The 20,586-nt window shown below is 58.5% G+C and carries 17 protein-coding genes; 14 read left to right on the top strand and 3 right to left on the bottom strand.

Annotated elements, in window-relative coordinates:
- The first annotated feature begins 106 nt into the window (after positions 1 to 106).
- The gene (locus tag HM1_RS00395; RefSeq protein WP_012281264.1) at positions 107 to 1,099 is read left to right on the top strand and encodes an MBL fold metallo-hydrolase; all 993 of its coding nucleotides are present in this window, start codon (positions 107 to 109) and stop codon (positions 1,097 to 1,099) included.
- An 83-nt stretch (positions 1,100 to 1,182) separates the two neighbouring features.
- On the opposite strand, the gene HM1_RS00390 is transcribed toward HM1_RS00395, so the two are convergent.
- From HM1_RS00390 to HM1_RS00380, 3 genes are read right to left on the bottom strand one after another with little or no spacing between them, the layout of a single operon-like run.
- Positions 1,183 to 2,610, bottom strand: coding sequence for a nucleoside recognition domain-containing protein (locus tag HM1_RS00390; protein WP_012281263.1), 1,428 nt, complete (start codon positions 2,608 to 2,610; stop codon positions 1,183 to 1,185).
- Positions 2,598 to 3,401, bottom strand: a complete 804-nt coding sequence (locus tag HM1_RS00385) for a FeoB small GTPase domain-containing protein (protein ID WP_041313002.1) — start codon at positions 3,399 to 3,401, stop codon at positions 2,598 to 2,600. The genes HM1_RS00390 and HM1_RS00385 overlap by 13 nt, the downstream gene beginning before the upstream one ends.
- A 22-nt stretch (positions 3,402 to 3,423) precedes the next feature.
- Complete coding sequence (locus HM1_RS00380; protein WP_012281261.1) at positions 3,424 to 3,660, bottom strand: FeoA family protein; 237 nt, start codon at positions 3,658 to 3,660, stop codon at positions 3,424 to 3,426.
- A 249-nt stretch (positions 3,661 to 3,909) separates the two neighbouring features.
- Between HM1_RS00380 and HM1_RS00375 the strand changes: the two genes are divergently transcribed.
- The 13 genes from HM1_RS00375 (at position 3,910) to HM1_RS00320 (ending at position 20,554) form a co-directional block, all read left to right on the top strand.
- Positions 3,910 to 4,446 (top strand): YbaK/EbsC family protein, encoded by a 537-nt coding sequence (locus tag HM1_RS00375; RefSeq protein ID WP_012281260.1) that lies wholly within the window; start codon positions 3,910 to 3,912, stop codon positions 4,444 to 4,446.
- A gap of 200 nt (positions 4,447 to 4,646) precedes the next feature.
- A complete protein-coding gene (locus HM1_RS00370) occupies positions 4,647 to 8,273 on the top strand; it encodes a DNA polymerase III subunit alpha (RefSeq protein WP_012281258.1) in 3,627 nt (1,208 codons plus the stop codon).
- A gap of 129 nt (positions 8,274 to 8,402) precedes the next feature.
- Positions 8,403 to 8,636 carry a trp RNA-binding attenuation protein MtrB gene (gene mtrB, locus HM1_RS00365; protein ID WP_012281257.1) on the top strand — a complete coding sequence of 78 codons (234 nt, stop codon included), beginning with the start codon at positions 8,403 to 8,405 and terminating at the stop codon, positions 8,634 to 8,636.
- Positions 8,637 to 8,662: 26 nt separating this feature from the next.
- Complete coding sequence (locus HM1_RS00360; RefSeq protein ID WP_012281256.1) at positions 8,663 to 8,863, top strand: putative signal transducing protein; 201 nt, start codon at positions 8,663 to 8,665, stop codon at positions 8,861 to 8,863.
- Positions 8,864 to 8,971: 108 nt separating this feature from the next.
- On the top strand, positions 8,972 to 9,766 hold the full coding sequence (accD, locus tag HM1_RS00355; protein WP_012281255.1) for an acetyl-CoA carboxylase, carboxyltransferase subunit beta: 795 nt from the start codon (positions 8,972 to 8,974) through the stop codon (positions 9,764 to 9,766).
- Positions 9,766 to 10,773, top strand: a complete 1,008-nt coding sequence (gene accA / locus HM1_RS00350; protein WP_012281254.1) for an acetyl-CoA carboxylase carboxyl transferase subunit alpha — start codon at positions 9,766 to 9,768, stop codon at positions 10,771 to 10,773. The genes accD and accA overlap by 1 nt, the downstream gene beginning before the upstream one ends.
- Positions 10,774 to 11,036: 263 nt before the next feature.
- Positions 11,037 to 11,999: a 6-phosphofructokinase gene (pfkA, locus tag HM1_RS00345; RefSeq protein WP_012281252.1), complete on the top strand. Its 963-nt coding sequence runs from the start codon at positions 11,037 to 11,039 to the stop codon at positions 11,997 to 11,999.
- A 35-nt stretch (positions 12,000 to 12,034) separates the two neighbouring features.
- The gene (locus HM1_RS15635) at positions 12,035 to 12,202 is read left to right on the top strand and encodes a hypothetical protein (protein ID WP_187147790.1); all 168 of its coding nucleotides are present in this window, start codon (positions 12,035 to 12,037) and stop codon (positions 12,200 to 12,202) included.
- Between the two features lie 161 nt (positions 12,203 to 12,363).
- The gene (pyk, locus tag HM1_RS00340; RefSeq protein ID WP_012281250.1) at positions 12,364 to 14,154 is read left to right on the top strand and encodes a pyruvate kinase; all 1,791 of its coding nucleotides are present in this window, start codon (positions 12,364 to 12,366) and stop codon (positions 14,152 to 14,154) included.
- 371 nt (positions 14,155 to 14,525) lie between these two features.
- Positions 14,526 to 16,229 (top strand): long-chain-fatty-acid--CoA ligase, encoded by a 1,704-nt coding sequence (locus tag HM1_RS00335; RefSeq protein WP_012281249.1) that lies wholly within the window; start codon positions 14,526 to 14,528, stop codon positions 16,227 to 16,229.
- A 26-nt stretch (positions 16,230 to 16,255) separates the two neighbouring features.
- Positions 16,256 to 16,849 carry a TetR/AcrR family transcriptional regulator gene (locus HM1_RS00330; protein WP_041312999.1) on the top strand — a complete coding sequence of 198 codons (594 nt, stop codon included), beginning with the start codon at positions 16,256 to 16,258 and terminating at the stop codon, positions 16,847 to 16,849.
- Positions 16,850 to 16,955: 106 nt separating this feature from the next.
- Complete coding sequence (locus HM1_RS00325; protein WP_012281247.1) at positions 16,956 to 19,355, top strand: 3-hydroxyacyl-CoA dehydrogenase/enoyl-CoA hydratase family protein; 2,400 nt, start codon at positions 16,956 to 16,958, stop codon at positions 19,353 to 19,355.
- Positions 19,356 to 19,375: 20 nt separating this feature from the next.
- Positions 19,376 to 20,554: an acetyl-CoA C-acyltransferase gene (locus HM1_RS00320; protein ID WP_012281246.1), complete on the top strand. Its 1,179-nt coding sequence runs from the start codon at positions 19,376 to 19,378 to the stop codon at positions 20,552 to 20,554.
- Positions 20,555 to 20,586 lie beyond the last annotated feature (32 nt).

The following is a 20,586-nucleotide window of genomic DNA, read 5'->3' as shown; positions in this document are numbered from 1 at the left end:
GGCGGGGACGGAACAGTCGACGCGACGGCATCAGATGTGGTAGGCTTTTGGGGTGGGACCGTCTGAAGACGGTCTGACGGTTAACGTTGTAAGGAGTGAGTGTCTGATGGCACAGATCATCCCCATCGCCCTGCCCACCCCCTATATGGTCGGCGATGTGAATGTCTTTTTTATCGATGACGAACGGCCCATGCTGATCGATGCCGGTCCGCCGACCTGTGAGGCCTACCGCATCTTGACGGAACGATTGCAAGCCCTCGGTTGCCCGGTCACTGCCCTTAAGGAGATTGTGGTGACCCATTTTCATCCGGACCATGTCGGCCTCGCTCAAGTCTTGGCGAAGGAGGCGGGCATTCCTGTGCGCCTCCATCCCCTCGATCTGTACACGCTGCGCCTGGGCAGCGAAAAGGCGAGCGGCTTTTTTGACGGCTGGAATCTGCCTCCCAACTGGGATCCCAAACAGTTTGACACCCGTCACTGGATACCCGAGAAGTACCGCCCCGCCGGCGTGACCTTCCAGCCCCTTGAGGACGGGGAGACCATCGTTACAGGTAGCCTGCGCTTTGACGTGCTGGATACACCGGGCCACTCGCTCGGCCATGTGGCCCTCTGGGAACAGAAAAATCGCTGGCTCTTCACCGGCGACACGGTCATTCCCGGGCTGGCGCCCAATCCTTTCATTTACCATGTAGAAGGGGAACGGGTGCCCACGCTCCCCATGTACCTGAAGAGCCTCGATCGGCTGCGCCATCTTGATGCGGCGATCCTCTATCCCGGTCACGGCGACCCTGTCACCGACCTGGCGGCGGAACTGAACGCCACCGTCGACCATTACCGCCAGAAAGCGCTGGAGGTCCATGCCATTGTCAGGGAACAGGGACCGTCGCCCCTGCACGAGATCGCCGCGCGCCTCTATCCACGGCAGATCGAAAGCCAGCCCTATATGGTCATGAGCAAGACCCTCGGCTGCCTGGACCTGCTGGAGCGGGCGGGATTGGTGCGGTCGCAGGGGGCGAACGGATTCTATCAAGCTGCAGGCGAAAGTGAAAAAAAGAATCCGGCCGAGGCGCTCGATCCGTGGCTAACATCGACAAGATGATGAAGGCGATAATCCCTTACCCGGATTTGCCCGAAAAAGATTAAGCACAGAGATGGGTCATAAGATGACGACGATGATCCGACTTACACGAGATGCAAGCCTCGCGCCGTTAGTGCCACGATGAAACAGACAGCCATCGCCAAGGCTGTATTTAAGAAAAAAGAGAGGGCAGGCCAGCGCCAGGAACCAGTCTCTTTGCCCATCGTCAACAACGTCGTCGCGCAGGGGAAATGCAGGAGGGAAAAGAGCATCACGTTGACCGCCGTCAGCCAGGTCCATCCGTGATCGACGAAGAGTCGGGCCAGTTCGCCCACCTCCTCTATTTCGACGAGTCTGCCTTGGGCGAGATAGCCCATGATCAAGATAGGCAGGACGATCTCGTTGGCCGGCAGACCGAGGAAGAAAGCCAGAAGGATAAACCCGTCCATGCCGAGAGACCGACCGAGAGGATCGAGAAGTCCCGCCAGGGCGGCGAGCAGGCTCAGGTTGCCAACGGAGATGTTCGCCAACAGCCAGATGAGGGCACCGGCTGGCGCGGCTACTTTGACGGCGCGCCAGAGGACGAAGAGGGTCCGGTCGATGATAGAGGTGATGATGATCCGGCCCACCTGAGGTTTGCGAAAGGGCGGCAGCTCCAGTGAAAAAGAAGAGGCCTCGCCCTTGAGCAGCGTCTTCGACAACAGCCACGATACGACGAGGGTGACGGCAACGCCCAGCACCACCAGGCCAGCGATGATCAGCGAAGCAAGGCCTTGGCCCAGTGTGACCCCAAGGTAGCCCCCGGTGAGGATGGTGGAAAGGGCGATCAGCGTAGGGAAACGGCCGTTGCAGGGGACGAAATTATTGGTCAGTGCGGCGATGATCTTCTCCCTCGGTGAGTCGATGATGCGGCAAGCGACGACACCGGCGGCATTGCAGCCGAAACCCATGCTCATCGTCAGGGACTGTTTGCCATGGGCGCCGGCCCACTGGAACAGGCGGTCCATGTTAAAAGCGACGCGAGGCAGGTAACCGAGATCCTCCAGCAGGGTGAAGAGAGGGAAGAAGATGGCCATGGGCGGCAGCATGACCGAGATCACCCAAGCCAGACAGCGGTAGACGCCGTCGACAAGCAGCCCCTTCAGCCACAGGGGCGCCTGCAGCCAGACGAACAGTTCGGCCAGCCATTCCTGACCGGTAAAGAGGATCGAGGCAAGTATCGTTGAGGGGATGTTGGCCCCTTCGATGGTCAGCCAGAAGAGGAGCATCAACAAAGCCAACATGGCAGGGTAGCCGAACCAGCGCGAGGTCAGGAGGTTGTCAAGCCGGCGATCCCAGGACCGCCCCGCTTCCGGCGCTAACTGCACCACGTCGGCAGCGAGCGACTCGGCCTGCCGGTAAATGTTGCTGACGATGCGATCGGCCATCGACGTCCCGAAGCGTTGTCGCGCTTCCTCGGCCAGGCTGCGGATGCGGCTGTGGTCCTTCGGAGGTGTCGCTGGGGAAGCGACAGGGGAGATCACGGGGCGCATAGGGCCATCTCCCCTTTTGCCGCCATCTCGTAGGCGCGATGGCATGCGGTGAGGGAATCGAGAAAGGGATCGTCGCCGTCGAGGAGCCGCATGGCTACCCAACGGGGATTGAGATGGGGCAACCCTTGCAGGAGGGGCCTAAGCTGGGGCAGCAACTGATCGACCGCTGACTGCACTTCCTCGTCATATTTTACTGGCGGGGGCGCCGGTTCGATCTGTCCCATGGCGACGCCGTAAAGGGCCTCTTTTAACTCGGAAAGCCCCCGGCCTGAACGGGCGGCCGTACCGATGACAGGCACGCCCAGCTTTTGTGACAGCGCGTCCACGTCGATGCGGATCCCCTTACACTCGGCCTCATCGATCAGGTTGACGCAGAGGACCACCTTGCCGGTAATCTCCAGCACCTGCAAGGCCAGGTTAAGGTTGCGGGCCAGGCAGGTGGCGTCGACGACGACGATGGTGGCGTCAGGGCGGCCGAAACAAATGAAGTCACGTGCCACCTGCTCATCGGCGGAGTGCGCCAGGAGGGAGTAGGTTCCCGGCAGGTCGACGAGCAGAAAGGGCTGATTGCGGTGCAAAAATCGCCCTTGGGCTTGGGTGACCGTTTTGCCGGGCCAGTTGCCCGTGTGCTGGCGCAAACCGGTCAGGCTGTTGAAGAGGGTCGTCTTGCCCACGTTAGGATTTCCGGCCAGGGCGATCACCTTCTCCCGCTCCGTATTTTGCCGAACATTGTACCGGCTGCGCGCCACAGAAAGGGCGCCACTGGCGCAGGACCGGCATTGGTTTTTCATCACCCGTTTCGCTCCTTCCGGGCTATTCTTCTTCTACCAAGATCTTTGACGCCTCATTTTTGCGCAGGCCGATGACGGCGCCTCGGATGAGATAGGCCGTCGGATCGCCGATAGGGCTCCGGCGGATGACCTTTACCGCAGTTCCCGGGACCAGTCCGATGTCCAGCATGCGTCGCCGCTGAAATCCCACCAGCTGGAGGTCTTTGACGCGCACCTGATGGCCTACCGGGGTGTTACAGAGGGGAAAGCGATCGCCCATGACCCTTCCTCCTTCAAGAGGATTGTTTCATTTGGCTAATCATGTTAGCCTGCTTTAAAATATGGGGCGATGGCCCATCGGTGCTTGTCTGAACGATCCGGTTGGGGGGCCTTCGAGGGAAGGCATCGTTGAATGGAATATCGATGCAGAGTGGATGCTCGAGCCGATTGGACGATAGACGGCTTTTTTCTTATAATGAAAGCGATGCCCTTGACGGCGCTTACGTGTGAAATGGCAGGAGGCTGTCTCATGTCTGTCGTTGCCCCCAAATCCCTTTCCCAGGAACCTCTATCTTCGGAATCGCAATCAGATGCCCTGGAGCGGGTCTGTCGGTACCTCGATACGTTTCAGTTGGGTCTCAAACCCATGCTCTTCGACGTTTCCACTTCCAGCGCCCAACTGGCTGCCGAGGCTGTCGGCGTCGAAGTCGGAGCGATTGCCAAGACCATTTGCTTCCGGATCAAAGACGATCCCCTTCTCGTCGTCACCAGCGGCGATGCCCGAGTGGATGTGAAAAAGTTAAAATCGCTGGTCGGCGGCAAGCCCAAGTTCGTTGATCCGGACGAGGCCTTCGCCCTCACCGGTTACCGGGCAGGTGGCGTCTGTCCCTTCGCCCTGCCGAAGCCGATGCGCATCTTCATTGATGAAAGCCTTCGCCGATTTCCTGTCGTCTACATCGCCGCCGGGACAGCCAACTCGGCATTGCCGATCACGGTTGACCAACTCGTAGTGACGACCGGTGGAGAAGTGGCCGATCTGGCAGAGTATCGCGATTGCGGTTGTTGACCGCTCCACTGCCCCGTAACCATTGCGTTAATGGACGCGAGCCGGTTAGATTCACCCTAAGCAGGTAAAGGGGATCGCCCCTGTGGCCTTTGCCGCAGCGGGCGATTTGTCATGTCCTTCGTTCCCTCATGATCCCCGCCGAGAGATCTTCGTTTATAATATGGGGATAGACGTCGCGAACAGGGAGTGGGAAAGAACCGATGAACAGTCAAAACCATACAAGGGCAAAGGCGAATCGACGGTTCGTTCACCTCCACGTCCACAGCGAATACAGCCTCCTCGACGGCGCGGCCCGCATCGACAAGCTGGTCGATCGCGCCGCCGAACTGGATATGCCTGCTCTGGCCATCACCGACCACGGCGTCATGTACGGCGTCATCGAATTTTATAAAAAAGCCAAAGCCCGCGGCGTCAAACCGATCATCGGCTGCGAGGTCTATGTGGCCTCGCGGACCATGTTGGACCGCGATCCCCAGAAGGATAGCGACCAGCACCACCTGGTGCTGCTGGCGAAAGACATAGAAGGCTACCGCAACCTGACGGCGCTCGTCTCCCAGGCCCATACGGAAGGCTTCTACTATAAGCCGCGCGTCGACCATGACCGCCTGGCCCGCCACAGCAAAGGACTCATCGCCCTGAGCGCCTGCCTGGCCGGCGAGATCCCTCGCCTGCTCCTCAACAGCCAGGAACGGCAGGCGAGGGAACGGGCGGCCTTTTACCGGGATATCTTCGGCTGCGACAACTACTACATTGAACTGCAAGACCATGACATTCCTGCGCAGAAGCAGGTGAACCGCAGCCTGATCCGCCTCGCCGGCGAATTGGGACTCGGCCTGGTGGCGACGAACGACGTCCACTATGTGGAGCGCAAAGATGCCTACATCCAGGATGTGCTCCTGTGCATCCAGATGGGCAAGACCCTTCAGGACACAGAGCGGATGAAGTTCGACGGCGCTGAGTTTTACCTGAAAAGCGCGCGGGAGATGGCGATGCTTTTTGGCGAAGTCCCCGAAGCGCTGTTCAACAGCCTCGCTATCGCCGAGGCCTGCGATCTCCAATTTGACTTCAGCAAGCAACACCTGCCTGCCTATCCGATTCCTGATGAGCCGGCCTTTATCCAGTGGCGGCGCGAGCACGAGCGCGCGCCTTGGCCGGGCCTTCCCTGGGGCGATGCGGAGCAGTACTTGACTTACCTTTGCAGCCAAGGGATGACCTGGCGTGGTTGCGCCAAGCGCGATGACTACCGCCGCCGCCTTGCCTTCGAGTTGCAGACCATCTGCCGGATGGGTTTTGCCGGCTACTTCCTGATTGTCCAGGACTTCTGCGCCTTCGCCCGCCGCGAGGGCATCCTCGTCGGCCCCGGCCGGGGGTCGGCTGCCGGGAGCCTCGTCGCCTATGTGCTGGGTATCACCGACATCGACCCCATCGAATACAATCTGCTCTTCGAACGCTTTTTGAACCCTGAACGGATCTCTATGCCGGATATTGACATCGACTTTGACTTCGTGCGGCGGAGCGAGGTCATCGACTATGTGGTCCACAAATACGGCTCCGACCGGGTCGCCCAGATCATCACCTTTGGAACAATGGCTGCTCGCGCCGCCGTTCGCGATGTAGGTCGCGTGCTTAACCTGCCCTTGGCCGATGTAGACAAGGTGGCTAAGGCCATCCCGGCTGAACTGGGCATGACTATCGAGAAGGCCATCGAGATCAGTCCCGAACTGCGAGCCCTCTGTCAGGACCAGCGCATCAGCCATCTCGTCGAGACGGCCCGGGCCATCGAGGGGATGCCTCGCCATGCCTCCACCCATGCCGCCGGCGTCGTCATCGCGCCGTCGCCCCTGATCGACTACCTGCCGGTCCAGCGCGGCGCTGATGGGGGTGTCACCACCCAGTTTCCGAAAGACACCGTTGAAGAGATCGGCCTTTTAAAAATGGATCTTTTGGGGTTAAAGACGCTCACCCTGATCGGCGATGTGATCGATAAGATTCGCCGATCCCGCGGCCTGCAACTAAAACTCAAGGACCTGCCTCTCGATGATCCGAAAACTTTTCAACTGCTAAGCCGCGCCGACAGCCTCGGCGTCTTTCAATTGGAAAGCTCGGGGCTGCGGGCGATCCTGCGGGAACTGAAGCCGAACAGCTTCGATGACATCATCGCCTTGGTGGCCCTCTACCGACCGGGCCCCCTTCAATCGGGCATGGTGGACGATTTCATCCGCCGCAAACACGGGCAGACGACGGTCCAGTATCTCCACCCGGCCCTCGAACCGATCCTGAAGGACACCTACGGCGTCATCCTCTACCAGGAACAGGTCATGCGCATCGCCAGCGAACTGGCCGGCTTCACCCTCGGCGAAGCCGACATGCTGCGGCGCGCCATGGGCAAAAAAAAGCCCGACGTCATCGCCGGACTGCGCCAGCAGTTTGTTGAAGGCTGCGCCGCCCATCACATTTCCGAAAAGACGGCTGGCGACATTTTCGACTTGATGGAGTTTTTTGCTGGTTACGGCTTCAACAAGAGCCATTCGGCTGCCTATGCCCTGATCGCTTACCAGACGGCTTACCTGAAGGCCAACTACCCCGTCGAGTTCATGGCCGGCCTCTTGACGAGCGTCGCCGATTCGTCGGAAAAGGTGGCCCAGTATGTCGATGAGTGCCAGCGCCTCGGCATCCGCGTCCTGCCGCCTGATGTGAACGCCTCGGAGATCGATTTTTCCGTCGTCGCCGACCCGCTCACCGGCGGCCTGCAGATCCGCTTCGGCCTTGCAGCCGTGAAAAACGTGGGCCGCGGCGCCATCGACGCGATCCTGCTGGCCCGCGAAACAGGCGGCCCTTTCACCTCCCTCGACGATTTCTGCACTCGCATCGACAACCGTCAAGCCAACCGGCGCGTCCTGGAAAGCCTGATCAAGGCAGGGGCGCTCTCCTCCCTGGGCAAGCGCCGGCCCCTTCTGCAGATCCTCGACAAGTGCATGGAGGTGGCCGCCCGCCGCCAGCGTGACCTGGCGACGGGGCAGATGAACCTCTTTGACTTTGGCGGTTTTGGCGGCGAAGGGGGACGGGGCGAGCCTTTCGAAGCCGGAGCGCTTTCCGACTTCTCCGGATTTTCCAGCGGGCTGTCTGCCGAGACAGCCGTCCCCCTGCCGGAGATCGCTGACTTCCCGCACCGTGAGATCCTGGCCATGGAGAAAGAACTGCTCGGCATCTACTTCAGCGGCCATCCCCTCGAAGAACTGCGGCCCTGGCTCGAACAGCAGATTTCGATGACGATCGCTCGCATCCAGCCGGACAATGACCAGCAGAAGGTGAAACTGGGCGGGGTGATCCACGCTCTAAGGCGGACCACCACCAAGAAAGGCCAATTGATGGCCTATTTCACCCTCGAGGATTGGAGCGGCGGCGTCGATGTGCTTGTCTTCCCGCGCACCTTCGAAAAGTGCGCCGAAAAAATTCAGGATGACGCCGCGGTCATAGTAGAAGGAAAAATCCACTATGAGGAAGAAAATAAAAGAATCTTTTGCGAGAACCTTTGGGCGATCGATCCCGCCCTCAGAGAAAAAAAGGTTGTCGAGGGCAAACCCAACGGCGAAACCCGTCAACCGGTGCTGCATCTATGGATCCCCGAGGCCTCGACAGACATGGCCGCCCGGGAAAAGCTCGACGCCATATGCCGCGCCCATGCAGGGTCGACGCCGGTTCAATTGAACTTCTTGGTTGATCGCAAAGTCGTCCCCAAGGCCGTTGGGGTGACCTTGTCTCCGGCGCTGCGGTCAGCGCTGAAGGCGCACTTTCGAGAGATTCGCATGAAAATCGTCTGGGAATAATGAATAAACAATCGATCTTCGATACTGTTTGCATCGAAGGGAAAAATTGTGTTATTCTAGTTCTGATCTGGGTCTTCAAGTGTGCGACTACAGGGAAATTGACATAATCTCAGGGAAGGTTGTGCTCTTATGCTGGAAAAGGAAACGGCCATCGGTGGCGAGTATATCGTCATCAAAGCCTTGGAAAACGGCGTAACCATCATCGGCCTGACCCGAGGCAAGGATACGAGGTTTCACCATTCAGAGAAATTGGACAAAGGCGAGGTCATGGTCGCCCAGTTCACCGAACACACATCGGCCATGAAAATCCGTGGTCGGGCCACCATCTTTACCAAGCACGGTGAGATCGAAGCCGGAATCTGAATGGGACATGAGAGAGGTGATTCCCTGTGTGGACCGTCGTCTACATCGCACCCAACCGCACCACCGCTGAAATGTTGAAGAACGTACTTACGAACGAAGGTTTGCTCGTCATGTTGCGACCTGTCGGGGTGCCTCATCTCGGCGACTCAGGTTCCGTAGAAATCCTCGTGCCCGAATCAGAAGCCGAAGAAGCCCATGAGATTTTGAGCGGGGCCTTGGGAGGGTAAGCAGGCCCAAGCCTCGGCCCACGCCACCCATAATGTCACGCCGCGGGCATGTCCCCAGCGTAACCGTACCAACTGGATACACAATCGATTAAGGGGCGCGATAAACAAATGGATGGTTTGTGGGTGAAGTGCAAGCAGTGTCAGCAGATCCTGTTGACGAAAGAGTTGGAGAAGAATCTGAAGGTATGCCGGTGTGGATACCATTTTCGGATGACGGCTCAGGAACGGATCGTCATGCTGGTCGACGAGAACAGCTTCATCGAGTGGGACCGGGAGCTGGTATCAAAAGATCCCCTCCAGTTTCCCGGCTATGCCCAAAAAATTCAGAAGTGTCAGATTGAAACGTCCATGAGCGAGGCCATCACGACCGGGCAGGGGAGGATCTGTGACATTCCCGTTGTCCTCGGCGTCATGGATCCCCGCTTCATCATGGCCTCCATGGGCGCCGTTGTCGGTGAGAAGATCGTTCGCGCCGCCGAGCGGGCGCTGAAGTTGCGCCTGCCGCTGGTGCTGTTTTCCGCTTCCGGCGGCGCCCGCATGCAGGAAGGCGTCCTCTCGCTGATGCAGATGGCCCGCACCAGCGCCGCCCTGACCCGCCTCTCCAAAGCCGGCCTGCCCTTTTTCTCGGTTCTCACCGACCCGACGACTGGCGGCGTTACAGCTAGCTTTGCCATGCTGGGCGACCTGATCATCGCTGAGCCGGGCGCCTTGATCGGCTTCACCGGCCCCCGCGTCATCGAGCAGACGATCCGCCAGAAACTGCCGGAAGGATTTCAGCGGTCCGAATTTTTGCAAAAACACGGTATGGTCGACATCATCATCGAACGCCCGAAGATGCGCGAGCAATTGGCTGCGCTGCTGGCGTTGCACTGCGGGAATTCCCTCGAGGGGGTGGAAAGCTGATGGCGCTGCCGCTGGATTTTGAAAAACCGCTTTTTGAGCTGGAAACGAAAATCGACGAACTGCGCACCTTCTCCCAAGAAAAAGACCTGGATTTCAGCAGCGAAATCGCGACGCTGGAACAGAAGGCCGAAGAACTGCGCAAAAAGATCTACCGCGACCTGACGCCGTGGCAGCAGGCCCAATTGGCCCGCCACCCGGATCGTCCCAACACGATCGAGTACATCCGTCTCCTCTTCGAGGAGTTCTATGAGATGAAGGGCGACCGCCTCTATGGCGACGACCCGGCGATCGTGGGTGGCATCGCCCGCTTTCAGGGCCGTCCCGTCACCGTCATCGGCCACGTGAAAGGCAAGGACACGAAGGAGAACATCTACCGCAACTTCGGCATGCCTCACCCCGAAGGCTACCGCAAAGCCTTGCGGCTGATGCGGCAGGCGGCCAAGTTCAGCCGGCCCATCATCTGCTTCATCGACACGCCAGGTGCTTACTGCGGCATCGGCGCTGAGGAGCGGGGGCAAGCCGAAGCGATCGCCCGCAATCTCCTAGAGATGGCTGCTCTGCCCGTGCCGATCATCTCGGTGATCATCGGCGAAGGTGGCAGCGGCGGCGCACTGGCCCTCGGTGTAGCCGACCGTTTGCTCATGCTGGAGCATGCCGTCTACTCGGTGGCCTCGCCCGAATCGGCGGCTTCGATCCTCTTCAAAGACGCCTCCTTAGCCCCGCAGGCTGCGGCCGCGATGGGCATCACCGCCGAGCGGTTGAAAGACCTGAAGCTGATCGACCGCATCGTCCCCGAGCCCTCCGGCGGCGCCCACCGTAACCCGATCGGAACGGCGAAGGAACTGGCGACGGCGCTCAGCGAAGAAATAGAGAACCTGTTGGCCCTTTCCGCCCAGGAACTGGTCGATAGTCGTTATGCCAAATACCGCAACCTGGGCTTGCACTGCATCGAAGATGCCTCCTGTGGCACCTTTGAAGCCGAGGCGACCGACGCATCAGGCACCTGAGAAGGTCGGATGGAAGCAGCGGTTGCCGGGAAGCTTTTTTGAAAATGCACATAAAGACGCCGCCGGCGCTGGGACCGGCGGCGTCTTTATACGATAGATGATGATTGTTTGAACAAATCAGAAGGAACGGGCGTGACAGGGAAGAATTTTCCCGTCAGGAAAAGACCGCAAGAGGACGGGACGTTGAGGGCAATCTAGTTGACGAGACTGGTTCTTCGCCTGTTCAGGACAGTGTTTTGAATTTGGTTTCCGGAGGGATTCGTTTGGTCAAACATATCGGCGTCCTCACCTCGGGCGGCGACGCGCCGGGAATGAACGCCTGCTTGCGCGCCGTCGTCCGCATGGCCATCTACCGGGGGATCCAGGTGTCCGGGATCTTGCGCGGCTACGCCGGACTCCTGGCAGGAGAGATGCGCGCCATGGATGTCGGATCTGTCGGCGACATCATCCACCGCGGAGGCACGGTGTTGCGAACCGCCCGCTGCAAGGAGTTTTTTGAACCTGAGAACCAGGCATTGGCCGCCGGCAAGCTGAAAGACGCCGGCATCGACGCCCTCGTCGTCATCGGCGGCGACGGCTCTTTCCGCGGCGCCCAGGCCTTGATGCGCCACGGCATCCGCATCGTCGGCATCCCGGGCACCATTGACAACGACATCCCAGGCACAGACTATACCATCGGCTTTGATACAGCGGTGAACACCGTCCTCGACGCTATCAACAAGATCCGCGATACCGCCACCTCCCATGACCGGACGAATGTGATCGAGGTGATGGGCCGGCGTGCCGGCCATATCGCCTTGCTGGCGGGTTTGGGCGGCGGCGCCGAGTCGATCCTAGTGCCTGAGGTGCCTTTTGACCTCGATGAGGTCTGCGCCCGCCTGCTGCGCGGCCATGACCGAGGCAAGCTGCATTCGATCATCCTCGTCGCTGAAGGGGCCGGCAGCGCTGTCGAGATCGGCAAGCGCATCGAAGAAAAGACAGGCCTGGAAACGCGGGTGACCATCCTGGGCCACATCCAGCGCGGCGGCAACCCAACGGCGACAGACCGGATCTGGGCCTCCCGCATGGGCGCTCAGGCGGTGGAGGCGCTCCTGCGGGGACAGAGCAACATCATGCTCGGCGTGCGCAAAGGAGAGCTGGTCGAGGAGAACCTGGACAAGGCCTTGACGGAGCGAAACGGTCTTGACGAGCCATTGTACCGGCTGGCTGGGGTGTTATCCATTTAATTCACCGGGGGTAAACTACCCTCGGGGTGAGCGAAGTGCCTTCTGATCAAAACTGGACCAAGGTCCGCGGGGGCCTCTATGGCGCCGCCGTCATCGTGCTGCTTCTGGGAGCGCTGCTCTATGGCTATCATTCACGCCTCGGCTCCTTGCTCCTCATCGGAGGAGGCGCCTGGTTAGTCTACCTGCTGGTGACGGGAAGGTAAATTTTCGGTTAACTTTCCGAGGATGGGAGGAAGCCGGCAGCGGGCTGAAGAAATAATCGGAAAAAGCACAGACTAGCCAGCAGAGCGAATACACCGCAGCGACAATCAGCGCAAGCGAGAAGGGAAGGCGCGCCAGCCCTCCCACGGGGAGGTATGAATTTATGCATGCCTATATCCAAAAGGCTTCTCTGTCCGGAACGCCCCGCACGAAGATCGTCTGCACCGTCGGACCGGCTAGTTCTGACCCTACCATCCTGATGGAGATGATTCGGGCCGGCATGCGGGTGGCCCGGCTGAACTTTTCCCACGGCACCTACGAGGAGCATGCCGCCCGCATCGCTGCCGTTCGCCAGGCGGCCGATGCCTTAGGGCAGCCCATCGCCATCCTCCTCGACACGAAAGGCCCGGAGATCCGCCTCGGCCAAGTGTCCGGCGGCAAAATCACCCTTGACGAAGGCGCGGAAGTGACCCTCTTCCCTGACGATGGGACCTTGGGGACGAAGGAGCGCCTGCCTATCAGCTACGCCGGGCTCGTTGAAGATGTCCGGCCCGGCGTACGGGTGCTTATCGACGACGGGAACATCGAGATGGAAGTGACGGCTGTGGAGGCCGGTGAGATCCGCTGCCGCATCAAAAACGGCGGCGATGTGAGCAGCCGCAAGGGTGTCAGCGTCCCCGGCGTGGCCTTGCGCATGCCGGCCATCAGCGAAAAGGAAGTGAAGGATCTCGAGTTCGGCATCGCCCAGGACATGGATTTTGTCGCCATCTCCTTTGTCCGCGACGCCTCTGATGTGCTCGGCATCCGCAAGATCCTGGAAGACCGCGGCGCCTCCATGCAGCTGATCGCCAAGATCGAGAACCACCAGGGCGTTGACAACATCGACGAGATCCTGGCCGTCTCTGACGGGATCATGGTCGCCCGGGGCGATCTCGGGGTGGCCATCCCGACGGAAGACGTCCCTCTGGTGCAGAAGATGATCATCGAAAAGTGCAACATCGCCGGCAAGCCGGTGATCACGGCGACCCAGATGCTCGATTCAATGATCCGCAACCCTCGGCCCACCCGGGCCGAAGCGACGGACGTGGCCAACGCCATCTTGGATGGAACCGATGCCATCATGCTCTCCGGCGAGACGGCAGCCGGTAAGTACCCTGTCGAGGCCGTCACGATGATGGCCCGCATCGCCATACGTACCGAACAAGCCCTCCGCCACGATGAGGAACTGGATCGCCGCCGCAAAGCCGGCCTTGGCTCGGTCACCGATTCGATCAGCCATGCTACCTGCAGCATCGCGGCCGACTTGAAGGCAAAGGCGATCATCACCCTCACGAAAGCCGGCTCGACGGCTCGCATGGTCTCCCGCTACCGCCCTGATTGCCCTATCATCGCCGCGACGCCGGAGACAAAAGTGATGCGTCAGATGGCCGTCGTCTGGGGCGCCGAGCCGATGAAGGTGCGGGAGACGGCGGGGACGGACGAGATGCTCGGCGACGCTATCGACTGCGCTCTGAAGGAAGGCCGTATCGAGTCAGGCGACCTCGTCGTCGTCACGGCCGGCGTCCCTGTCGGCGTATCCGGAACGACCAACCTGCTCAAGGTTCATGTGGCCGGTCGGGTGCTGGCCCACGGCATGGGCATCAGCCGCAAGAAAGCAGTCGGCAAGGTGCGCCTCTGCCGATCCGCCGCCGACGCCGCGCGGCTGGAGCGGGGCGAGATCCTCGTCGCCTACGGCACTGATCGAGATTACGTGCCGGCCCTTGAACGCTGCGCCGGCATCATCACCGTGGAAGGCGGCCTCACCTCCCACGCGGCTATCGTAGGGCTGCAGTTCGGTATCCCCGTCATCGTCGGCGTCGACAACGCCTTCGAGGTCCTTCCCGACGGCGCCGTGGTCACCATCGACGCCACCGAGCGAGGGATGATCTACGAGGGAACAGCGCGGGTTTTGTAAGGAATATCAACGGGGGTCTTCTTCAATGGGAAAAGAAGGAGACCTAATTTTTTTAAAACATATTGACGGAAAATTCAGAATAGATATACAATGAAAAGGCCATTTATTTTTGTCACAACAGGGAAAACGCGACAGTGGGACCGGAACTCGTCCTCCTTCGCTGTCGCACATAACTGAATGAATACTCACTCATCTAATGGCAGCTGTCATCCATGGGCAGAAGGAGGTGATTTTACTTTCGTTGTCCGTGCTGCATGATGCAACCGGGAAAGCGGTTTGTCAGAGTAGTCCTTCACATTGAGTTCCGCCCTTCACCCAAGGAGTGTCCCACATCAGAACGAAAATACCATCGATTGATGAGGTGAGTTCAAGTGGAGAGGACAAGCTGTCCTGACTTCAATGAGTGGAATGTCGGCAAAGACTGGTTGCGCAGTTATCCATCGGAAGTGCCACACCGCTTAACCTACAGCAGAGAAACGGTGCCGGAAATGTTGAAAAGCACCGTCGATGCCTTCCCCCATCACGGAGCGATTTCCTATCTGGGAGTGCGAATAACCTATCAGCAGTTGTGGACCGATGTGACCAGATTTGCCGATGCCCTGGTTCGGATGGGCCTGTGCCCTGGTGATGCCGTCTGCATCATGCTCCCCAATTGCCCACAGGCGGTCATCGCCTTCTATGGCATCCTTCACGCTGGCGCCGTTGTGGTCATGGCCAATCCGCTCTATGTTGAGCGGGAACTGCAATACCAGTTGCAGGATTCAGGCGCCAAGATCATCGTCGCCTTAGACCAACTGCAAGAGCGGGTGATGGGGGCGATCGAAAAGACGAAGATCGAACAGGTCATTTTCACGGGCGCCCACGATTATCTCACGACAGCCCAGAGCCCAGCCTGTTCTTCCACAAGCCCGGTCATCGGCGATACCCGACTCCATCGCTGGTTGGATGTCTTGGGCGCGGAAAGAGAGAAAGTCGACTTTTCGTCAAGAAGGACGGATGATGTGGCGCTGATCCAGTACACCGGCGGGACGACGGGAACGCCAAAAGGCGTCATGCTGACGCATGGGAATATCAACGCGAATACCCAGCAGATCCGGGCGTGGTTTTATCGGTTTGAACCGGGAAAAGAACGGGTGCTCTGTGTTTTACCTTTTTTCCACGTCTATGGGTTGACAATGGGCATGCATCTCGGCGTGGCCATCGGCGCCGAACTGATCCTGCTGCCTCGCTTTGACAGCGACAGAATCCTGGAGATAATCGCTAAGGAGCGTCCGACCATGTTTCCAGGAACGCCGACCATGTACATCGCGCTCATCAACCATCCTAAGGTTCGCCAGTATAACCTTTCCTCGATCAAAGGATGCATCAGTGGCGCTGCAGGATTGCCTGTGGAGGTGCAACAGCGGTTCGAAGAGCTGACAGGTGGTCGTGTTGTGGAAGGCTACGGGTTGACAGAAGCATCTCCGGTGACCCACTGCATCCCTTTGTGGCACAAACGAAAAGCAGGTAGCATTGGACTGCCTTTGCCGGACACGGAAGCGAAAATTGTCGATCCGGAGACCGCAGCGGTGATCGCCGGCGGAGAAGTTGGTGAATTGGTTGTCAAAGGGCCGCAGGTGATGAAAGGATACTGGAACCGTCCGGACGAGACGAGCGCGGTGTTGCGCGATGGGTGGCTGTTCACGGGCGACCTGGCCTACATGGATGAAGATGGATTTTTTCACATCGTTGGCCGGAAGAAAGACATCATCATCGCTGGCGGATACAACATCTACCCTCGTGAGGTCGAAGAGGTTCTCTTCGAACACCCTGGCATTCAGGAAGCTGTTGTCGTCGGTGTACCTGACCCGTATCGAGGGGAAACAGTGAAGGCCTATATCGTGCGCAAAGCCGGCATCGATGTCAGCGTCGCTGAAATCGAACAATTCTGCCGGAGCAATCTTGCCAGCTATAAAGTCCCACGGGCGATTGAGTTCCGGACAGCATTGCCGAAGACACTCTCCGGTAAAATCTTGCGGCGTCAGTTGCTGGAAGAGGAAAAAGAGGTGGCTGCAAAGAATATAAAAAATTCATGATATTTGCACGAGAGGCGTGAGTTGTACTGGCTGGCACACGACAACGAGAGAAGGATAAACTGCCGATCATTCTGGAGGCGGCGAAAGTGATTTTTGCGAGCAACGGCTTTCATAATTCCCAGATTGCCAAAATCGCCAAACAAGCGGGAATCGCTGAAGGAACCATCTATCTCTATGTTCGCAGCAAAGAAGAGCTGATGATCCGCCTCTTTGAGCAGCAAGTAGGGAGCTTTATTACAGTGCTGCAGGAACAACTGCGCTCTATGGAGGATGCAAGAGATCAGATCGCCTGCATCATCCATCAACACCTTTCTCGACTGGAAGAAGACCCTGAGCTGGCGCGAGTGATTCAATTCGAACTGCGTCAACCGAACCCGACCATCCGCGATGGCATTGCGCCTGTTCTCCGATCGTACTTCCAGGTCATCGAGCAGACGATTCTCCTGGGTCAGGAGCAGGGGCATTTCGATCCCACCCTTTCTCCAAAACTGGCCCGTCAGCTTATCTTTGGCGGTATCAACGAGGTAGCCACCTCCTGGGTATTCAGCCAAAAGGCATATGCGTTGCGGGCGCAAGGAGAGCCATTGCTCCGCATGATTTTCAGAGGCATCACCAAGTGAACAGATGCCTGAGGTTTAATGAATGAGTGCTCATTCAGGTTAAATGGCATCGATGTCCGCTGAAAGGCAATAGCGTAACCATTTTGCATTCATAAGGAGGGAAAGCATGATCCCGTCAATCCAAACCGTCCTTGTTCTCGGGGCAGGCGTGATGGGTTCGGCGATCGCCGCCCATCTGGCCAATGCCGGCCGCGATGTGCTGCTGCTAGATATCGTCCCCAAAGAACTTACACCAGAAGAGGCGAAGCAGGGATTAACCTTGCAAGACCGAGCGGTGAGAGATCGCATTGCCGCCAAGGCCAAGGCGAATCTGCTCAAGCAAAAACCGTCTCCCTTGTTCGTCCCGGAGGTCTTGGAGCGAATCGCTGTCGGCAATCTGGAAGATGACCTTCCTCGTGTGGCCACGGCCGATTGGGTGATCGAGGCCATCGTCGAAAGGTTGGATGTCAAGCAAGCGCTCTGGAAACGGGTGGAATCTTACTGGCAGCCGGGTACGATCGTCAGCTCTAACACATCGGGTGTATCAATCAACCAGATCGTGGCCGATTGTTCCCATCCCTTCCGGCGTCATTTCATGGGGACCCATTTTTTCAACCCGCCCCGGTATATGAAACTGCTGGAACTCATCCCTTGCCGCGAAACGGACGAAGAACTCATCGGTTTCATGAAGTCTTTCTGCGAAAAGCAGTTGGGTAAAGGCGTCGTCCTGGCCAAGGATACGCCGAACTTTATTGCCAATCGCATCGGCACCTACGGCTTACTCGTCACCTTGCAGGCCATGGAGAAATATGGACTGACTGTCGACGAGGTAGACGCCTTGACGGGTCCCGTCATCGGTCGACCCAAGAGCGCTACTTTCCGAACGCTCGATCTGGTCGGACTGGATGTCTTTGTCCATGTGGCCAACAACGTATTCGAGTCCACGACAGACCCTGAAGAAAAAGCGGCCTTTGCCATACCGGCACCGCTGCGGCAGATGCTTGAAAAAGGCTGGCTGGGCGACAAGAGCGGCCAAGGCTTTTATCGCAAAGAAAAAGGACCGCAAGGGTCAGCGATCGGCGTCCTCGATCTGAACACCTTTACCTATCGGCCCCGCAAAAAGATCGCCATGCCTTCTCTGGAGACAGCCAAGCTGGGCAAGGGAACAGCAGAAAAAATCACGACACTGGTCAGTGGTAAAGATCCTGCTGCCCAGTTTAGCTGGGAGATCCTCAAAAAAGTGCTGCTCTACTCGGCCCGTAAGCTCCCTGAGATCGCTGATGACATCGTCAGTGTGGACGAAGCGATGCGATGGGGTTTTAACTGGTCTCTGGGCCCCTTTGAAACGTGGGACGCCATAGGTTTAAAGGAAAGCGTGGCGCGGATGCGGGCAGAGGGAGATCCGATCCCCCCATGGGTGGCTCAGATGCTGGAGGACGGGAGAGAACGCTTCTACGAGGAGCGGGAGCACAAGCGTTTTTATGTGCAAGTGTCGGGCGAATTAGCAGAAGTCAGTCGCTCATCGGCGCCGTTGCAGGTCGCTGACCTGCGCAAGCACCCGCCCATTCGTTCCAATGCAGGGGCATCCCTCTATGACATAGGCGATGATGTGGCTTTTCTCGATTTTCATTCACCGAAGCATGCCATTGGCCCTGACTTTCTGCAGATGATCCGTTGGAGCCTTGAAGAGGTGGAACGCAATTTCAAAGGTCTCGTCATCGGTAACGATGGCGCTCACTACTGTGTCGGCGCCAATCTGATGTTGATCCTCTTGGAAGCGGAAGACGAGAACTGGGATGAGATCGACGGAATGGTGCGTCAGTTCCAACAGGCAGCTATGGCCATCAAGTACAGCCGCCGACCGGTCGTCGTAGCGCCCCACGGTCTGACTTTGGGCGGTGGTTGTGAACTGACCATGCCGGCAGCGGCCATCCAAGCGGCGGCAGAGACGTATATCGGCTTGGTAGAGGTGGGCGTTGGCCTCATTCCTGGCGGCACCGGTCATAAGGAACTGCTGCTGCGGGCTATGGATGCGGCAGGTGTCACGGAAAAAGACGACTTACAACCGATCGTCAACCGAGTATTTGAGACGATCGCCATGGCCAAGGTGTCGACAAGCGCCATGGAAGCTAAACAGCTGGGCTATATCCGTCACAGCGACGCTATCACCATGAATAAAGATCGCCAACTCTTCGATGCCAAGCAAAAAGTGAGCGCACTGTGGGAACAAGGGTATATGCCGCCGATGCCACGAAAGCTTCCTGTCGTCGGCGAGCCTGGTTTGGCGTTGATGAAGCTCGGTGTATACACGCTCTTGCAGGCGGGACGGATCAGCGAACATGATGCCAAGATTGCCAGCAAGATCGCCCACGTATTGAGCGGAGGTGCCATCCCGGCCAAGAGCCTTGTTCCAGAACAGTACATCTTAGATCTAGAACGGGAGGCGTTCCTCAGTCTTGTCGGTGAACCGAAGAGCCAGGAGCGGATGCGTTACATGTTGGCGAAAGGAAAGCCGCTGCGGAATTGATCGATGGGAGGTTCGGAAAGATGAGAGAGGCAGTGATCGTCAGCGCTGTACGGACTCCTGTCGGTAAAGCGCCCAAAGGGGTCCTGAAGGATGTGCGACCGGAAGATCTGGCCGCCATTGCGGTCAGAGGGGCACTGGCGCGTGTGCCGGCCATCGCCCCGGAAGAGGTGGAAGACGTCATTTTAGGGTGTGCCTTCCCGGAAGCAGAACAGGGAATGAACCTGGGTCGTATTGTTGCCCAGCGTGCCGGGCTGCCCTACAGCGTCTGCGGCATGACGGTCAATCGGTTTTGCTCGTCAGGGCTGCAAGCGATCGCCATTGCGGCGGAACGGGTAATGGCCGGTTTTGCCGAGGTGATGCTCGCCGGTGGCGTGGAAAGCATGAGCACCATACCCATGGGCGGCACAAAGATCGCCCCCAACCCCTATCTGATGGAACACATGCCGGAAGCGTACATGACCATGGGTATCACAGCGGAAAATGTGGCCGCCCGCTTCGGCGTCAGTCGCGAAGCTCAAGATCGCTTCGCTTTGGCGAGTCAACAAAAGGCGGCCAGAGCACAAGCAGAAGGACGGTTCAATGAAGAGTTGATACCGGTGACCGTCAGCAAACGGTGGGTCGATGCCGATGGAAAACTGCAGGAGCAGGAGGTCCTCTTTGACAAAGATGAAGGGATCCGGCCTGACACATCGCTGGACGCTTTGGCAAAGCTGCGCCCGGTTTTTCGCGAAAACGGCACGGTCACAGCGGGGAACGCTTCGCAGACCAGTGACGGTGCAGCGGCCCTGTTGGTCACATCAAGAGAAAAGGCAGAACAGTTGGGATTGCCGGTGCTCGGTGCTTTCCGCTCGTTCGCCGTCGGTGGCGTACCCGCCGAGATCATGGGCATCGGCCCGGTGGTGGCGATCCCGAAAGCACTCAAACTGGCTGGGATCGACCAAGACGACGTGGACCTCTTTGAACTCAACGAGGCCTTCGCCGCCCAGGCGCTGTATGTCATGAATCATCTCGGTCTTGATCCCGAGCGTGTCAACGTCAACGGCGGGGCTATCGCCCTCGGTCATCCCTTAGGCTGCACAGGGAGCAAACTGACGACGACACTCTTGTATGAGATGAAACGTCGCCAAGCTCGTTACGGCGTCGTCTCCATGTGCATCGGCGGCGGAATGGGTGCGGCTGCTGTATTCGAAAGATTTTGAATAATATTTTTTCGGCACGAGTCCGATATCAC

The sequence above is a fragment of the Heliomicrobium modesticaldum Ice1 genome, from assembly GCF_000019165.1.
GTDB classification, from domain to species: domain Bacteria; phylum Bacillota; class Desulfitobacteriia; order Heliobacteriales; family Heliobacteriaceae; genus Heliomicrobium; species Heliomicrobium modesticaldum.
Note: the sequence above shows the minus strand (reverse complement) of the source record. Positions and strands in the feature narration are given on the sequence as shown.